This window comes from uncultured Marivirga sp., from assembly GCF_963974845.1.
Taxonomy (GTDB): domain Bacteria; phylum Bacteroidota; class Bacteroidia; order Cytophagales; family Cyclobacteriaceae; genus Marivirga; species Marivirga harenae.
The window spans coordinates 114506-133332 of the sequence record NZ_CAXBEQ010000005.1; the positions used below are offsets into that span (position 1 = coordinate 114506).

The following is an 18827-nucleotide window of genomic DNA, read 5'->3' on the forward strand; positions in this document are numbered from 1 at the left end:
ATTTCTAAAATTGCTATTGCGATATTTTGTCATTTATGAAACTGATGAATTCTGAACCAAATTCTAAAAGTATTATAGGGTTTAACTCGAGTTGCTTTTGATCTATAAAACCAGAGTTTTTTGTAATATTGAATTCATTAAAATAGTTATTTATGCTGATTAGAGAAAGATTTTCTAAGTCTCTGAAACACTTTCTGAAAAAATGTTTATCTATCGATACTGAGTGTTCACAAAAATATTTATACAAATCATCAAAGCCTTTCATATTTAATAAATGACTTTGTCTATTTTTAATAAACATCAAAATCTTTATGTGTTGTACAGATAATTCATCAATAATTCTCAGATAAGAAAACTTTTTATCATATTCAATATCATATCGGAAATAATTCCCAATACTATTTTTAAGCCTTCTAATTTTTTCTTCTTGATGGTTTTTTACTGCAATTTGCGAAGTCTCAATTAAGAAGGAAACGAATTCCTCATTATCCTTTAAGTTTTGTAAGTCAAAGCCTTGCTTCTCTTTTTGTAATTTTTCTAGTTCATGAACTACAGCTTCCATCCATTGCTCTCGTCTTTTTGTAATTGGTTGGTTAACTACCATCCCAAAAACCTCTGAAGCTACCCCTCCAACTAATGGCAAACTTCCAATAGCTCCCTTTACAACAGAATGCACTTTATCCACTGGGCTTTCCCTGGGAACTTCAATATTTTTGTTTTGCTCTTCCATTTTGTTAAGCTACTCTTCCGTAATATTCATTCATATACTCTTTAACCATAAGGCTATTAATCTTCTTGGAAGTAGCTGCATCTAAAGGAAGATTATGCTTATTCTTTAATTCACTAATCACCAATCGCACCATCATTTTCTCTATATAATTTTCATTTTCCAGCATATTGGAGTTTTGCAATATCTTCTCATCTACTGCTTGCTTCAAGCCTTGAAGTGCTTCAAAAAGCTTGCTTTCACTATCTGTTAAAGGATCTTTTTCCATTAAGCGTTTATGTAATCGAGCGTATTTCTCATCATTATCATATTTTGCACTTAGTAATTGGTTTTTCCTCTCCAACTCCTTAGCTGCACTGTATATTTTTTCCAGTTCCTCAATATTATCCTTCATTTCATCCTTGCTCACTTCATTAAGGTTCTTCTTTTTGAATAATCTTTCCAGCTCCTCTTTCAAACTTACAAAATGAGGATCACGCTGATCAAAGTTACCACCCAGAGCTTCTCTGGTTCGCTGCAATATATTTTTGAGCTGATCAGCCAAAATCATTTCCTCTTCTTTTACTTTCGTAAAAGCAAAAAGTACATCCTCTAGGGCAATGTTCAACAGATTCGTGGTATCTACATTTTTCTCCAAGGCTTCCTTCTGATTGATTAAAGCGAGTCGATTATTCGCATCTTTAGCTAAATCATTCAATTTATTGAAATCCAGTTTTTCCAATAAATCATAATGTCCTGAAAGTCTGATTAGATTATATAAGCTTTTGGCATCGTTTAAGGCTTTAGTGATTTTTAATATCTCACTTCTGTCTTTTATTTCACTTATCTGTCTGCTAAATAATTCTCTATTATTAGTATCAAAATGGAATAGTGCCTCTTTGATATCCTGTATCTCGCTTTCAATCTCCTCTTGGGATTTGAAGATGTCTGAATAATGCTGCATTTCATCTCCCAGCTCTTCTTGTAGTTCTTTAAAATAGGCAGCATTAGTCTTATCAAATTCCTTCTTTATATCTGCAAAATCAACTACATAACCGTACTTAAAATCTTTATAGGTTCTGTTTACCCTTGTGAGGGTTTGGAGTAAATTATGTGATTTGATTATTCGGCCTATGTATAATTTCTTAAGTCTTTTAGCATCAAAGCCTGTGAGCAACATATTGTAAACAAACAATATATCAATATGACCATCTTTAAATTTTTCTACCTCATCCTTACGGTCTTGCTTGGTGCCTATATCGTGTAAAATTAGTGATGAGGAAGTGATTTTATGCTGCTCTCGCTCTTTCTCTCCGTAAGTAAGTGGTTTGTCCGCTGCAAGCATTAAATCATCGTCCTGAGCTGTTGCATACTTCTTCTTAAAAATCTCCTGCATCATTTTAGCCTGATCAGAAGAATCGCAAACCACCATTCCACCTATGGAAGCATCATTCATTGAAATTCGGGCTTTCTCAAAATCCTTTACAATATAGTCCAGCATAGGTTCAACAAATCTCTTATGAGCATAAACCTGCTTTTTATCAGCGTCCCCTTTTAATATTTCAATTTCTTCCAGGGCTTGTTGTAAAGTAAGCTTGTAACTGGTTTCAATTTCCTCTCTTATCAAGCGTAAGGTGTAGCCATCGGCAATGGAGGCATTGTAATAGTATTTGTGAATATAGTCACCAAATAGGCTTTTAGAATTATAATCATCACCCAGCAAAGGTGTTCCTGTTAGTCCAATTTTAATAGAGTTCGGGTCAGAATCTTTTAAATTGGCTAAAAAACTCCCTTTAGGATTATAGCTTCTGTGCACTTCATCCAGAAAATAGACTCGTTGAATATTGACTTGATAATCGGTATTGCGAATCACATCAGGATCATCTTGAAATTTCTGAATATTAACCACGGTTATTTCAGCTTTTCCGGAACTGTTATGAATTACCTGTGGCTTCTTAATTTCATTCGCAAATTCCTCTCTGGAATTGATTTTATGTACAATCAGACCTCTAGCGCTAAATTCCCTGCTAGCCTGTATCAATAAATCAATTCTATCTACTATGAAATAAAACTTAGGTACTACTCCTTTACGATTGAAATAATCGGTCAAGTGCTTAACATTGAAATAAGCCAAAGCAGTTTTACCACTCCCTTGAGTGTGCCAAATAATTCCTTTTTTGACACCCTCTTCCAGTTTTTGCGCAATGGCTTTTGTCGCAAAAATCTGAGGGTATCGCATAATATGTTTTTCCAGTTGCTTTTCTTTCACATAAGCAATAGCATATTTTAGTATGAATAAGATTCTTTCTTTCTGGAATAAGGAAGTACAAATCCTATTGGTAGGGGTATCATGATTTTTATTGGTTAAAAATTCAGCAGATTGCTTTATTCCCAACAAATTATTGTCTTTCAGAACTAAATTTTCCAGATCATCGCTGACAGGTTTTAATAAAGTAGATAAATCAAACTCTTCTTCCCTGAAATAATTGAACTGTGGTTTTTGGTAGGATATAGTGGCATAATATGCACCTTGTAACTGGTCCAAAGAGCCATCATCATACTCCATATTATTAGAAAAGACCATAAATTGAGTGATATTGATGAACTTCCTAAATTTCTTATTCTCGAATCTAGTTTTAATCCGTTTATGCTCTGCCTGAATTCCTTCCGGATTGTTGGGTTTTTTAACCTCTATAAAAACCAGAGGCAAGCCATTAATCAAAAGTGTGATGTCTGGACGAAAATCTTCATCGTCCTTTTTATAGATTAACTCAGTGACTACATGAAAATCATTCTCTTCCAAATTATCAAAGTCAATCATTTTGACATTTGATTCATCAATCAGCTTTTCGTAAAAAGATCGACCTAAGTCCTCATTTTCAAGTGCAAGGGAAATCTCACTCAAGAATCGTTCAATATCACCAAAAGTCATTTCAGGATTGAATTGAGCAATCTTCTTAAAGAAAATATCAGTAAAAATATTGGTAGATTCATCACGTTTCTGTCCTTTCAAAGAAAGGTATTCATAGCCTAAACTCATCAGGTGCAGGATGCTAGGTATTTTTACTCGTGAGTCCTCGTTGTATTTCATTGAGTTTCTGGTTGTCGAAATTTGCTCTAATTTATAGGAAATTTGTTCTATTAAGCCATTAATAGCTAACTTTTCGATTAATGGTTTTGAAAAAGTCAGGTGCTAATACCGCGAAAAAGTGAAGATCTCTAAGCAAGCCGAATAGTCTTAGCTCCATTTATATTCAAATCCCAGTTGTGAAATGTCCTCCATAGTCTGATTTAGTAGCTGTTATAATATGATAAGTGACATTGGATCAAATAAAAATAATATTATTATATTGATTTAGTAAATAATTATATTCTTCTTGAGAATACATTTTAGTTATTAATCAAAGTTACGGCAAAGGCTCACCTCTTATATTTCACAGATAAGTGTGAAAATTCAAAAGATGTTCGAACTTGTAAATTGAGACACTTTTAAGTGAGTAAAGAGATTTTACGACAAGAAAATGGAAAACATAGATTATTATTACTATTTAGGTGCTTTGGTGCTTATTGTGATTATTTATAAGATTTACAATAGAGCTAAAAAGAGAAAAATAAAGCGAAATCAAGAAATCTTTAAAGCGGCTAAGAAGAGACATGAAGAACGTCAAAAGGTAATATTAAATAGAAAAATAGAGGTAGATAAGAAAGATAAGGTATCTAATTTAAAAAATACAGCGAGTAAAGACCAAACGACCAAACCCAGAAAGAGCGCTAAGCAAACAAAGAAAAAAATTGATGTAGATATTCACAGGGAAGAATTAAAAGAACCAGAAATCAAATATGAGACAAAGAAGGAAAAGCTTGTTCATCATAAGAAAACGGCTTCAAAAACAAAGAACAAAGAAATACTGCCTGAAGCGAAAAGCATTAACACCCCAGAATTAACGGAAAATCTATTTGTTGATTACGATTTGAGCTTATCAAGAAAGTTGGATGTTTTCCCAGTCATAAGGATTCCGAAAAAAGGCTGCATAGTAAGAAGTCATAGATTTGGAAACACCAAGAGGCGAGGTTTTAAGGAAATATCATTTCAAAAATCTATCGAGAAATATTTTAATTCGCATTTTTTAGTTTCTGGAGAAGTACGGCTAAACACAGGTGTAGATACACGACCATTCGAACCAGATATTGCATTGATCGAGAAAGGGAAAAACAAGAATATTCGCTTTGATATAGAAATAGATGAACCCTATGCAGGAATAACTAGACAGCCAACACATTGTAAGAATGAAGATACATTGAGAGATACTTATTTTGTTGATAGAGGGTGGATTGTTTTAAGATTTTCAGAACATCAAGTACATACTAAAGAATTAGAGTGTTTAAAATTTATCGCTCGTCTAGCCAATAAGCTTGATCCTAACTTTACCATTCCTGCTGATTTAGCTGCTGTACCGGATTTAATATCTGAAAAAATATGGGATATGGTTCAAGCACAGCAATGGGAGAAAGCCAGATATCGAGAGAAATATTTAAATCATGAGTTCGGTGAGATTTTGACTGACGAAGAAACTCCAGAACGAGGTTTTAGCGAGCAAGAAGTAAATGAAGAAAAACTTGTTCAGACTAGTATGCTTGCTACTGTAGAGAATATTAAAAGCATTGGATTCAACAAAAGTAATTTTCACCCTCGAGATACTAGAATTTCATTTTATCCCGAAGAACATGTATATACAATAGATCAGGTTCCTGTACCTTCCGCAAGCACAGTGATTGGAAAGTTTTTCCCTCAATTTGATGCGTACGGTAAAGCTACGACACTAAGTCCAAGCAACCCCCTGTTTGGGCTTGATGCAGATGAGATAGTGGAAATTTGGAATAAAAGAGGAGCAGATGCTGCAAATCTTGGTACAGTTTTACATGAGCAAATAGAAAATTACTATTTAAAGCAACCTGTCACAGAAACTGACGAATTCATTTTATTCAAGGAATTTGTAAAAGACCACCCTAATATATCACCATATCGAACAGAATGGAGAATATTTGATGATCATTACAACATTGCAGGGACAATAGATCTTATCTCTAAGAATGGAGGTAATTTCGAGATTTATGACTGGAAGAGAAGTAAAAAGGTGGTAGATCCATCTTCAGGTAATCCTATAAAACATGATACATGGGGTAATACAGGTGTGGGGAAATTATCATCCATTGAAGATACTAGCTATAATAAGTACTGCTTGCAGCAAAGTCTCTATTGTTACATTCTAGAAAAAAATTATGATTTGGAAGTAGATAAAATGTTTCTTGTAGTGCTATATCCAGAGTACGATTCTTACCACAAGGTTGAAACACCCTATTGGAAAGATAAGGTTGAATATATTTTGAACACTTTATAGAAGAAAATAGATGAATAGATTAGTTAATAAAGCGACCAAGAAATTTATTGCTCGTGAATTTCTAATTGTACTGTCAATTATAATTCTAGCAGTTCTAATTTACTGCTCTTTCTTGTTATATAATCTGATCATTAACTATAAAATTGATAGTTATACAGAATCACTTATTGAATTAAGCTACGAAAATTATCCGGTTGACGACACCTCAAAAGTGTCGCTACTCTTAAAAGGGCTAAAGGATAATTCAAAAGCAACAGAGTTCCACAATTATAGTGCTAACCAATTTATTGACTCACTTTCACAAAAGGAATCCTCAAATAGATTACATCAAAAGCTTTTCAATAGTCCTTATGTAAAAGGAATACCAGAATATGACAAATTTGCAAGCGCCTTTAGATTAAAATATTTAAAGAAAAAAGATAGACTAAAACAACAGATAGTAGAGAACAAAAATAAATTAATTAGTACAGCAGAAATCTATAATAAGACCAGACTGTTAATAATTATTCTTTTGCTTATCATATATCCTGTCAGATGGCTGTATTTTTCTATAAAATGGTCTGTAAAAACATTAAAAGAGAAAGGAAACAGTTAATTTCAAATTTAATCATTGGTATTATTGAAATTTAATTGGACAGACCTTCTTGCAGAGAAAGCTCGAATTTTAGAATCTCAAACAGTGTTTATTGCAGCAATTTTCATTTACTAGCCTGATGTGTATTTAGAGGATATAAACCATAACAACTATGTATGATATTAGCCATCAAGAAACTAAAGCACTAGCCAAGCAGATTGAAGATGAAAATCCAGATGAACTGCTTGTCCCTTCCAACTTATCAAGCCATCATCATTTAATTATTAAGGCAAAAAGGCACTTTGCTACTGCAAAAACTCCAAATTTTTACCATCATTTAGATTGGGACTTAGGTATTTTAGCCATTCATGTCACGAAAAATACTATAAGTAGGTCAATAAGGTTTTTTAATTCGTTTATTAAATTAAGCATATCAAGAGGTCATGATATTAGAATCAAAGACACAGGGACGTTCATTGTGATTCGTGACAGGTCATTAAAGATTCGTTTGCGAGAAACCGCGCGGTATATTCAAGAGCCGGAAGAAAAAACGTGGGATTGGCAATCGACAATACCAACAGGTAACTTATGTTTTAGCTATGAAACTTATTATAGCTGGGGAGGTGGATGTACTGAATGGATGTACTGAAAAAGAATGGTATGACGCCAAATCAGTGAAGATCGAAAATAAATTAGCTGTTATTCTGGCTTATCTAGAACTGAAAGCCGATAAACAAATCGAATGGGAAAGAAAAAAGGAAATTGAAAGACAAATTGAAGAACGTGAGAAAGAGCTGAAGGCATACAATGATAAAATCATTGCTATAGAGCGTGTAGCCTTCGATGAATTAATGGATGAAGCTGATCGATTGTCCAGGTATTTAAAATTATCAAATTTCATTAAGCAAATTGAAAATGATCAATCAAGATCGGAAGCTTGGATTAAATGGGCAAAAAAAAAGGCTACTTGGATAGATCCCAGAAATGATACTGAAGATGAAATTCTTGGTAAGTTCAGCAATACTTAAGTGTCAAGGAGGAGAAGCATAAATGTGATAAAATAAGGTGAATTTTAATCGAAACCGTTAAGAACTGTCCCCCAAAGTGTCCCCCGAACATAAAAAAAAGCCCTTAGAAGTTAATCTAAGGGCTTAAAAGCGGTCTGGACGAGACTCGAACTCGCGACCTCCTGCGTGACAGGCAGGCATTCTAACCAACTGAACTACCAGACCAATATATCAATTATGTCTCGTTTTTATTAATGTCTGGACGAGACTCAAACTGGCGACCTTCCCGATGAAGTCGGGACTTTCTAACCAACTGAACTACCAGACCAAAATGTAAAAAACAAAGCATTTAAAAGTACTTTATTTTGTGTTATTCTTACCGTCTTTCCGATAAGGTGATGCAAATGTAGGCGCATAATTTTTAATTGCAAAACCTTCGGGTAAAATAATTTGAAAAATTTTGCATAAAATCAGGCTACAAACAAAGATAAGGTTGAATATCAGTTCTTTAGTTTGTTAAAAATAAATTTAATAAATTATCTATTTTCGTTAATGCTACGCAGTATACATACTTAATCATACTTTATAGCTTAATGAGAATTCGTTTAGCTATCTTATAGTCAATGTAACGCTTTCTTAAATATTCCCAAAACTACAAGGAGGACAATCAATCTTTTTATTTTTGTATATAAACAGATATGCAATTAATTCAAATTGCTTCAAAATTAGATTTTTTGTCATGCCGAGTATTTACTGAAAAAGAAACCTAAAAACACACGGTTTAGAAGGAAAAAATTTCATAAAAATCGTCTCTTCTTTTTCCTCCATTGTGTTACTGAGGCTTTTGATAACAAAGAACCTACAATTTTTTAATTTTTAGTTGGTTGCTAACTAAATAAAACTTAGTTTGAATTTTGATTTAATTATTTTCAACTAAAACCTTTAACAGATGAAAAAATCACTATTCATTTATTTAACCCTAGTAGCTTTAGCACTTTAATTCTTGTCAGGACAATTATCAAGACGTAGCTGATGATTGTATAATTTGCGATGACGATGGTGACGTACCAATTGATCCAGGCACCGGTGGTCCTGACGGCCCTGATGGTCCAGGTGGTCCTGATGGTCCGGACGATCCTGATGGTCCTGATGATGGAAATGGCTCAAATCCTTCTGAATGGGGAAATACCTGTAGCAATCAACAATTATATGATCAAGGAATTGATATTGGTCGATTGGATGGTAAATTTATAATTGAACAATCTTTCTACAGCACAGCCTGTATTAATTTAGGAATTACGGCCGACTGGCATGATTTAGCAAATCAAATCAATGATTGGTCAGATATCGTTCATGAAGATTTAGTACAAATCGATGACGCTTTCAAAATAACGAAATTCGATAAACAATGCTATTATACTACCGCTTCAGAAAAACAAGTTTTTTACGAATTTGTCCAATCCTATAAAGATTTTGTAAGAGATATTTACTTGGAAAACCAAGGTACAGAAAGAGAGTGCTATTGGAGAGGAATTTATGATGGATTTAGCCTGCAACTTTGCTATGATTCATTTAAAGTTAAATTCGTAACCTCTTGTGAGACATTACCTCCATTCTAATTAATCTATTCTGATAATATGAGGCTGTTATTAAATTAAAAATTTGTGACAGCTTCTTTTTTTTCAGCTAACTTAACTCTTCCAATTCCTATCATCATCCAAAATATGTACCATACTTGCCATTTGGTCCAAACCAATTTTAATACAAAATACCCCGCTTTATCTTACTTTATAAGGTGAAGGATTATTGGTGAGGCTTCATTTTCCTTCCTTTGGGAGAAGGACTTTGAATTGCGCTCTATCCGCTACATTCGGTCCACCAGTATAGGAATGCTATCAAAACTTACTCGTTAGCACAAATTCTGCACTTAGTCGTTTATATAGATGATAAAGTGATGCTGGAGATTAAAGCGCTTGAATTCAAATATTGTGTAGTTGAGACTTTTATAGTATAAAACTTAATCCAATGGTAGCATAATGGTGCCATCTATCATTTATGCTAACTCCATCAATCTTCATTGCATTTTCTATATTGACCTCTGGTGATTTGATGCTGTATTTATAAAAGACATTAAATTTTGAGAATTGCGCTCCCGCAGTAAAATTCGTAAACAAAACAAAGTCTCTGACTTGATCTCCATTCAATTTATGGACACTTGGTTTTGCAAAAGAATTAGCATCATCCTCATTAGTAGAAAATACGCCAAAGCCTTCTAGCATGGTATTATGAATGACTAATCTTGGGTTTATATTTAGATTCATATACCCTTTGGCACGCCATATTTTATCATAACCTGTAAAATATTTACCGATTCTTAAAATGTTGTCTTGATTTCTATGTCGAAAATTGTGGGATGATAAATTAATACCACCTTCTAAATAAGTCATGTAATGCCCAGCAGCAAGTTCAATTGATGCGGAGGGAACCAGTCGAACTACATCCGATTTTAGATCAGCTTGTTTTTTTAAAAGTAACCTTTCATATTTCCCGTTGACTTGCAATCCAAGGCGACCTTCCTTAGCTATCTGTGCATCCCAACCATAGGGATAAGGGCTTAAGGATATATCTCTATGCAAAAAGTATTGAAAATTATATCCAAACCGACTTCCTATTATACCTAATTTGGTACTAAAACTCCATCTTCGCATGTAATTAAACGATATACCATTAAATTCATATCCTAAATATTTAAAATTGGCATGCGGCCTATCATTACGGTTAAATGAGCTGTCTGTAGTAAAATCCTTAAAATAGGGTGTAAATACTTCTGCCCCATAAATAATATTCTGGTAGCTTTGTGTAGGAAAGAGTCCATTCATCTTAAATAGGTCCGTACTGATAGAAACTTTAAGTGAACCAGTATAATCTACATCATTATTTTTTTGAATTCCTCCTATAGCAAATAAATCATTTGAAGACTCAATTTGAATACCTTTAACCCATTGTTTTTCAACTGTATTATAATTATACCAGGCTTGGTTGTTTTCAGCAATAAGCTTCATTTGCTCTGCCACTGCATGAACAAGTTTCTTCCTAATGAATTGTTCGTGTGAAGTTGAGTTGATGTCCAATTTGTTTAGAACATATCGAATAATTATCGTCAATTGCGTTAAATTACTGTATTCTCTAATAATTTCAAGAGTGGATGGTTTTAAAGCATTTTGAGAAAAATTTTCTTTTTCTAACTGAAATAGACTATCTACAAGTATTGAATATTCATTATAATAATCTAATAAACTTTCATTTTTTTCAAGTTTAGGTTTCTGCTTAACCTTCAAATCCCCTTCATCTTCAAGATCTTTCAAGTTTTGAATTCTGATAAGTTTTAAGTAATTCAATCTTTTACTGCTAACCTCTGGTGCTGGTAAAGATTTCAATACATCTTTTGAATTTTTAGATACTGCACTATCTTTTTCAGTCTGCGCAAGCAGGCTATAATTCAAAAAAAAGAATTGAAATAAGACTAAGAAGGTTATTTTGGAATAGAGAAGACTTACACAAATATAACTTTTAGGTTTAAATTGCTTGCTTGTCATTTAAGTAAATTTTTGGTTGAAATTTCTTTATGTCAATAAAAGTAGATTTTTAGTACATCTAAGTCAATACCTATAATTCGGTATATTAAAAGAATTAACAAAAAAAGAGAATTACTTTAACTCCAAAACTATATATCTCCTTCCAGAACCATGAATATGTACCCCATATTCATCTTCTGTTTATGAATGAAAGGATATTAAAAAAAGTTAGAGTATAAAAAACCACTTATGCCTCCATCCTTTCCACCCCAAAACAGTGTCTATCTCCTACAAAACTATCAACTTAAATGAAACAGACCCTTTTCATTATCATTTTATCATTTCTATTGATTAGCAATAGCTTTTCGCAAGGAAATCCTCTTATTGACAATACCCTAAATTTTAATGTGATGCCGGTATCGCTTTTGGCATATAATCCTAGGCACAGAGTGGGGCTGGAATACATTACGCAAAACAGATGGGCTTATAGCTTTGATTTCGGTTATGGCAACTGTGCACTCAATAAAAAAAGAATTGATGGCTTAAAGTGGGGAAAGGATTATAGCTATTACGAATTAAGACCTGAAATTAAATACCTATTTGTGAAAGGTAAAGAGTACTTTATGTATGCTGCTGTGGAATTTTTTCATATTAATGTGCAGGACAATTTTGTATCAGGCAGGTATCAGCAAGAAGATCCTTATGTTGGTATTTTTTACGAAAGTGCAAGTTTTCGCAAACGCAAAACAGGTGCTCACCTTAAAGGAGGCGTTAACTTTATCGCATTAGATCGACTGCATTTTGATTTTTATGGAGGCATCGGTTTAGCCAAAAGGAGCATTTCTTATTATGATGTAGTCAACCCAGAAGAGAGCGGTGAAGTTTGGGTAGAATGGATTCCAAAACCCGATTTATTTGAAGGAGAATCCATTGTAACACACTTAACCCTTGGCTTAAAAATTGGCTATACTCTTTGGATGAAATGACGCATCATGTTCAGTGAAAATCACTATTCACTGTCGCTTCAAAAACCGATTAAATTCATTCATAATGAATAAATGCCCTATTGCTTGAGTATTTTTGTAGATAAACCAGGGCAAGGTGGGCACAAAGCGGTGAATAGCAGAAATTACATGTTCATTCTTCATAACAGATCGAAATTCTAACCATCCCATATCTGTTCTTTTACACAGTGCTCCTCCCGTAATAAAAAATAGTCTTCTGTTTTCATCACTTCGGCTTGGCATGTAAGTTAACTCTAACAGCACTATATTAAAGAGATGAAATCGAATAAGATTTCCGCTCATAGTGGCCTTCAAAATAAATTTAAAGTATTTATCTAACCATCTGGGATAGATATCTGCTACCCATTCCGCTGGTTTATTGCCCGGATTGCTTAATCGCTGCACGCTTCTTACAGTATTACGCTCTTCTTCTTCATCGTAACTTCTTTTAATGCGAGGAAACTTTTCATATAAAGCTTTTCTAATGCTTTTTTCAATGGGCACCTCTCCTTTCCAATGAAATTTTTGGGTTTTATCGGCCCGCATATCATGCCTCAAGCTATCGATTAAAGGGGATACAAAAGTGATGCTAGTGCCTGAAAATAATGCTACCCACAATTTAGAAAAACCGAGAGTAAAAAATGGAATGGAAAAAATCCATCGCTTTTTATTAAGTTCTTGTGAAGTGATTTCCAACATTTCCATGTAAGAGGTAACTTCAGGACCCGCCACTTCAATGGCTTCCCCATAAACTTCTTCATTCCCTAATGACCGCTCAATGAAATTAAGTATATCCGCAATATCAACCGGTTCAGATGGGGACTTGCACCACTGAGGACAGGCCATAACTGGTAATTTCCTCACTAATTCTTCTACCACACTAAAGGATGAGCCTCCTGGTCCTACCACAATACCCGCACGGATCGTAGTCAGTGGCACTGACCTAGACCCTAAGGTGAGTTCAGTCTCATATCTACTTTTTAAATGCTTCGAGTAATCATTAGTTTCTTTCGGAAGAATACCTCCAATAAAAATGATTTGTTTTAGGCCGCAAGCTTCAGCAGAACGGGCAAAATTATCGGCCAATAATAAATCAGTATCCTCAAAAGAACCCTGATTCATTCTAGTGCTAGGGTTCATGCTATGGACCAAATATAGTGCGTAATCAGCTCCTTTAAGCGCATCCGTAGTGCTAGAAAGAGAATATAGATCTGCTCGCCTCCATTCAACAGAAGGATACTGATCGTCTTTTACTTCTCCCCTGCTGAGTGCAATAATATCATAGGTTTCATGATAAGTATCTATAAACCATTTCCCTATAAAACCGGTGGCACCGGCTATGGCCACTTTCTTTTTCATGTCCTATTAAGTCAAAATCATTCCATTTTGTTGGAATAATTATTAAATACTAGCATCTCTATTTTCAACAAACTAAAAATTTTATTTTTCCTGAACTAATAGCTAATAATTTTAGTATTTATATTTAACTTTGCTAAATATATTAGTTTTAATGCGACAAATAGCCCACATAGATTTAGATTCATTTTTCATCAATTGCACGCTGCTGAAATTCCCTGATTTAAGGGGGAGACCTCTCATCATCGGAGGACTAAATAACCGTGGAATCGTGGCCTCAGCCTCTTTTGAAGCTAAAAAGTATGGTGTGCATAAAAGTATGCCTACTCGGGTGGCTTTACAAAGATGTCCCGATGCGGTATTGCTCAAAGGCGATTTTGACCTTTTTACTAAATATTCTGACATCGTGAACGAAATTATGACAGAAAGAACGCCTTTGCATGAAAGGGCTGGCATAGATGAGTTCTATTTAGATATGACCGGTATGGATCGATTTCACAACACCTCTAAATTTACGAAGGAGCTGGTGAACACCATAAAATCAGAAACGGGATTGCCTTTACTGTACGGACTTAGCGTAAATAAGACGGTGGCTAAAATTTGCACTTCCCATGCCCGTCCTATCGGAGGCTTTGAAGTATTGGATAATTATGTGCAGCCTTTTTTAGATCCACATTCTATCCGGCAACTTCCGGCTGTAGGCAGTAAAACGTTTAAGTTGCTCAGAAGAATTCGAATTAAATTCATCAAACACATCCGTTCTTTACCGCCCGAGGCCATGAATGAGCTTTTGGGGAAAACAGGGATCGGCATCTGGAAGAAAGCCAATGGGATTGACCCAACACCAGTTGTCCCCTATTCTTCTGAAAAATCAATCGGCAAAGATTTTACTTTTGATCAGGATACGCAGGATCTAAAAATATTGAAAGGAACGCTACTAAAGCTGATAGAATTTCTGGGATTCAAATTGCGCAAACTCAACCAAATGTGTGCCTGCGTTTCCGTACGGATTCGCTACAGCAACCATGATACGGAAACCATGCAAAAGAAAATACCTTATTGCGCTAATGATGAAATACTTATGGATGTAGCCTTTGAGCTTTTCAAAAAATTATATCACAGAAGAATGCTGATTCGGCTGATAGGTGTAAAGTTCTCTCATTTGGTGCAGGGCAGTCATCAGATCAACCTTTTTACGGATAATGTAAAAACTATTGAGCTTTATCAGGCGATGGATAAACTGAAAAATCGCTATGACAATCCAGCCATTGTCCACAGAGCCTTGAGTCTATAATTATAAAGTAGTGTATCAAAGAACAGTGATAAATAATTGTTTTCTACTAACTGAAATCCGTGAGTCTATCCCCTTGAGGGGATTATAGGGGTATTTTAGCTTGGAATTAAAATAGAGAAATGAAATAAATTGAATTATGTGAAATATCGAATTTGTGATGATGTCTGTTAGGGGGGTAAAATTATGACACCCCCCTTCGCCCTCCGCCAGCTGGCGGAGAGCAGCCTTGATTCAACTTTGCTGTATAATTTGAAAATGTGAGTCTAAATTACTTTTACTAAAAAGTAAAACAATGAGGACAATGTGTATAGTTTCCAGCTAATCGAAATCCGTGAAGCTATCCCCTTGAGGGGATTATAGGGGTGTTTTTTAGCTTGAAATTAAAATAGAGACTAATGGTTTTATCTGAAAATAAAAGAATGAATTGTAAACAGGGATTAGGCACTACGACACCCCCCTTCACCCCCCTCAAGGGGGGAGCAGCCCTGATCAACTTTAAATAGTAAATAGATAATGTGTAGATTTTAAAACCTAATTGTAAAAAAATAAAAGATAAGAATAAAGCATAATGCATTCTGATGATTTCAATCAGTGAGGCTATCCCCTTCAGGGGATTATAGGGGTGAAAAATTAAACCACCAACAGAGCTTAAAAGCCTGTTCTTTTAAGAATATAATTTAATCGGATAACAGTAATTATAAGTTAAAATTTTATGTATTTAAATTGTCACTCTTTCTATTCATTGCGCTACGGCACACTTTCGGTGGAAGCCCTGGTTCAGCAGGCCGTACTCAATGGTGTAGAAAGTTTAGCACTTACGGATATAAACAGCACCACCGGAGTTACAGACTTTGCCAAGCATTGTGTGGAAGCCGGCATTAAACCATTGGCAGGAGTTGAAATAAGAAAGAACGATAAGTTGTTGTATGTGGCTGTTGCTAAAAATTTAGAGGGTTTTAAGGAGATTAATGAGTTACTCACCAAAACAAATTTGTCGGAAATGCCTCTCCCCTTTCAATCGCCTTATTTCCATAATGTTTTTGTCATCTACCCTACTCATAATGTCCCGGAAATCCTCCAAAATCATGAATTCATTGGCATTAAGCCTTCAGAGTTAAAAAGATATCAACCATCTTTCGCAAAACGAACAAACAAATTGGTATGTCTTTATCCTGTTACTTTTTCAAGCAAGCAGGAGTTTAATTTACATAAATTATTGCGATGCATTGATTACAATATACTCCTGAGCCATCTTACTCAGCAACAGCAGGCAGGCACGGGTGAATACATGATTCCAATTCGGGAGTTAAAAGCACTTTATCAGCATTATCCTGAGATCATCCGGAATACAGAGCTTTTATTTGATCAGTGTAGCTTCCCTTTTGATTTTAAATCTCCTAAAAACAAAAAATGCTATACCTCAAGCTATTATGAGGATAAGATTCTGCTGGAAACCTTGGCGTTAGAGGGCTTTAAAGACCGTTATGCTGCTACTAATCAGCAAGCCAAACAGCGCTTATATGATGAACTGGAGATTATCCATAAAATGCAATTTGGCTGTTATTTCCTCACCACCTGGGATATCATCCGTCATAGTCTAAGCAAAGGATATTTCCATGTAGGCCGAGGTAGTGGAGCTAACTCTATTGTGGCTTACTGCTTGAAAATTACGGAGGTAGATCCTATAGAGCTCAACCTCTATTTTGCCCGCTTTTTAAATAATAAGAGATCAAGTCCGCCCGATTTCGATATTGACTGGAGCTGGACGGATCGAGATGATATTATAGATTATATTTTCAAAAGGTTTGGACGGGAGCATACCGGATTTTGCGGAACAGTAACCGACTTTAAGCATCGCTCTACGGTGCGTGAACTGGGAAAAGTATTTGGTCTACCCAAAGAAGAACTGGATCAGCTTTCGCGTATGTCATTCGATCATGAGCCACAGGACAAATTAGTCAAAAGTATTCAGCATTATGGTAAAATGCTGGCGGGCTATCCTAACCAGCTCTCCATGCATTCCTGCGGTATTTACATTACCGAAGAGCCCATTGCGAATTATACAGCCATGAATATTTATCCCAAAGGAGTCCCTACCTGTGAGATCGATATGTACATGGCAGAAAATTTCCACTTAGAAAAAATTGATATCCTTTCACAGAGAGGTTTGGGCCACATAAAAGAAGCGGTCAGCATTGCAGAGAAGAATAAAGGTGTTAAAATCAATATATCGGATACTAAAAGCTTTAAAAAAGATGATAAGTGCAATGAATTGCTGAGAACGGGTAAAACCTTGGGCTGCTTTTATATTGAAAGTCCGGCCATGCGTGGTTTGCTGAGGCGATTAAAATGCAATAGCTATGAAACGCTGGTGGCGGCCAGCAGTATCATTCGGCCGGGAGTAGCGCAAAGCGGTATGATGAGAGAATATGTAGAGCGGCATCGGGATCACTCCAGGATCAAGTATTTTCATCCGGTATTTGAAGAGCAGTTGAAAGACACTTATGGAGTAATGGTATATCAGGAGGATGTTATTAAAATAGCGCATCATTTTGCGAAGCTTGATCTGAATGATGCGGATGTTTTAAGACGGGGCATGTCCGGAAAGTCACGCTCTCAACAAGAAATGGATAAGGTGAAGAACCAGTTCTTCAGCAATTGTGCAGCCATAGGGTATCCTAAAGAGATGGTGGAAGAAGTATATCGCCAAATTGCTTCTTTTGCGGGCTACAGTTTTTGCAAAAGTCACAGTGCCTCTTATGCGGTAGAGAGCTATCAGAGTTTGTATCTAAAAGCTTATTATCCCTTGGAGTTCATCACTGCAGTTATCAATAATAATGGTGGTTTTTACCGGCCTGAAGTCTACATTAATGAAGCGCGGATGTTAGGCGCTCATATAGAAGCGCCCGATATTAATTATAGTTTCGCCAATGCCAGCTTGAAAGATAAAACTATTCACCTGGGGCTAGATCAGATCATGCATCTTTCTAAAAAGGGCATTGAAGGGATTTGCAAGGCAAGAGAAAAAAAGGGATCGTTTTCAAGCCTCACAGACATACTCGAAAGAGCCGACTTGAATTTTGATGACATTAGCTATGCGATATATGCCGGAGCTTTGAGAAGCATTTCCAGAAGCAAAGGGCAGTTGATTATAGAAGCCAAACGCTTTTTTGCTCATGAGCCTGTAAAAACAACCGAATTGCAGCTGTTCAACATCAAACCAAAGGAATATACTTACGAAATTGATGAGGGGGATATGTATGAAGATGCTTTTGATGAAATGGAAGGCTTAGGCTATCCGGTTTCTGTTTCTCCCTTCAACTTATTAAAAACAAATTATCGAGGGGCTGTTTTTGCCTCTGAACTTTTTAAAAATGAAGACAAAACCGTTCGTATGGTGGGCTATTTGATTTCCATAAAAGATGTACCCATTACCAATAAAGATGGTAAAACAAAAATGAATTTCGGTACCTGGATTGATGTTTATGGTGGCTATTTCGATACGGTTCATTTTCCGGTTTCTCTCAAAAAGCATCCTTTTACCGGATTAGGTTGCTATCTACTTTTGGGTAAGATTGTCATCGACCATGATTTCCCTAGTGTAGAAGTTCAGAAGATGGAGAAGCTTCCAATGATCCCGGATCCACGCTATAGCGATGAAAAGCGTCCTGATACTAAGATCTGGGATAATATGCGAGTAGCTCATAGCTATACTTCCAGGTCTCCTTACCCAAATCAGGAAGAATTGGATGAGTTGTATGGAAGAAAGCCGGTGTCAGGTAAATATGAGGAGAAAAAAGAAACTAAAAACCAGTTATCGATTGGTGGCAGGAGGTAGTAATTATTTAATAAAGTTTTCCGAAAATTTTATGTAATTCTACAATTAAGGCCTTACTAAATTTCAATCGCTTA

12 protein-coding genes and 2 tRNA genes are annotated in these 18827 nt (G+C 35.3%); 8 read left to right on the forward strand and 6 right to left on the reverse strand.

The features are described from left to right. Window positions 1-13 precede the first annotated feature (13 nt). Window positions 14-730, reverse strand: a complete 717-nt coding sequence (locus tag AAC601_RS12385) for a hypothetical protein (protein ID WP_340153452.1) — start codon at window positions 728-730, stop codon at window positions 14-16. A 4-nt stretch (window positions 731-734) separates the two neighbouring features. Further along, entirely contained in the window at window positions 735-3797 is a 3063-nt protein-coding gene (locus tag AAC601_RS12390; protein ID WP_340153453.1) for a type I restriction endonuclease, read from the reverse strand. A gap of 430 nt (window positions 3798-4227) precedes the next feature. Between AAC601_RS12390 and AAC601_RS12395 the strand changes: the two genes are divergently transcribed. From AAC601_RS12395 to AAC601_RS12410, 4 genes are all read left to right on the forward strand, one after another. Then, complete coding sequence (locus tag AAC601_RS12395; RefSeq protein WP_340153454.1) at window positions 4228-6105, forward strand: hypothetical protein; 1878 nt, start codon at window positions 4228-4230, stop codon at window positions 6103-6105. A gap of 10 nt (window positions 6106-6115) precedes the next feature. Further along, window positions 6116-6700, forward strand: a complete 585-nt coding sequence (locus AAC601_RS12400; protein ID WP_340153455.1) for a hypothetical protein — start codon at window positions 6116-6118, stop codon at window positions 6698-6700. Between the two features lie 151 nt (window positions 6701-6851). Continuing rightward, entirely contained in the window at window positions 6852-7328 is a 477-nt protein-coding gene (locus AAC601_RS12405; RefSeq protein WP_340153456.1) for a hypothetical protein, read from the forward strand. Continuing rightward, a complete protein-coding gene (locus AAC601_RS12410) occupies window positions 7279-7707 on the forward strand; it encodes a hypothetical protein (RefSeq protein ID WP_340153457.1) in 429 nt (142 codons plus the stop codon). The genes AAC601_RS12405 and AAC601_RS12410 overlap by 50 nt, the downstream gene beginning before the upstream one ends. A 130-nt stretch (window positions 7708-7837) precedes the next feature. On the opposite strand, the gene AAC601_RS12415 is transcribed toward AAC601_RS12410, so the two are convergent. Both AAC601_RS12415 and AAC601_RS12420 read right to left on the reverse strand, forming a co-directional pair. Beyond that, window positions 7838-7911 (reverse strand) — tRNA-Asp (locus AAC601_RS12415). 29 nt (window positions 7912-7940) lie between these two features. Next, window positions 7941-8015: transfer RNA gene (locus AAC601_RS12420), tRNA-Glu, on the reverse strand. 906 nt (window positions 8016-8921) lie between these two features. On the opposite strand from AAC601_RS12420, the gene AAC601_RS12425 reads away from it, so the two are divergent. After that, window positions 8922-9305 (forward strand): hypothetical protein, encoded by a 384-nt coding sequence (locus tag AAC601_RS12425; RefSeq protein WP_340153458.1) that lies wholly within the window; start codon window positions 8922-8924, stop codon window positions 9303-9305. 384 nt (window positions 9306-9689) lie between these two features. Here AAC601_RS12425 and AAC601_RS12430 read toward each other — a convergent pair whose 3' ends face one another. After that, entirely contained in the window at window positions 9690-11189 is a 1500-nt protein-coding gene (locus AAC601_RS12430) for a lipid A-modifier LpxR family protein (protein WP_340153459.1), read from the reverse strand. A gap of 380 nt (window positions 11190-11569) precedes the next feature. On the opposite strand from AAC601_RS12430, the gene AAC601_RS12435 reads away from it, so the two are divergent. Continuing rightward, complete coding sequence (locus tag AAC601_RS12435) at window positions 11570-12247, forward strand: hypothetical protein (protein ID WP_340153460.1); 678 nt, start codon at window positions 11570-11572, stop codon at window positions 12245-12247. 27 nt (window positions 12248-12274) lie between these two features. Here AAC601_RS12435 and AAC601_RS12440 read toward each other — a convergent pair whose 3' ends face one another. Next, the gene (locus AAC601_RS12440; protein ID WP_340153461.1) at window positions 12275-13624 is read right to left on the reverse strand and encodes an NAD-dependent epimerase/dehydratase family protein; all 1350 of its coding nucleotides are present in this window, start codon (window positions 13622-13624) and stop codon (window positions 12275-12277) included. 151 nt (window positions 13625-13775) lie between these two features. On the opposite strand from AAC601_RS12440, the gene AAC601_RS12445 reads away from it, so the two are divergent. Beyond that, complete coding sequence (locus tag AAC601_RS12445) at window positions 13776-14915, forward strand: DNA polymerase IV (RefSeq protein ID WP_303269270.1); 1140 nt, start codon at window positions 13776-13778, stop codon at window positions 14913-14915. Window positions 14916-15627: 712 nt separating this feature from the next. After that, window positions 15628-18753 (forward strand): DNA polymerase III subunit alpha, encoded by a 3126-nt coding sequence (gene dnaE, locus AAC601_RS12450; RefSeq protein ID WP_340153462.1) that lies wholly within the window; start codon window positions 15628-15630, stop codon window positions 18751-18753. Window positions 18754-18827 lie beyond the last annotated feature (74 nt).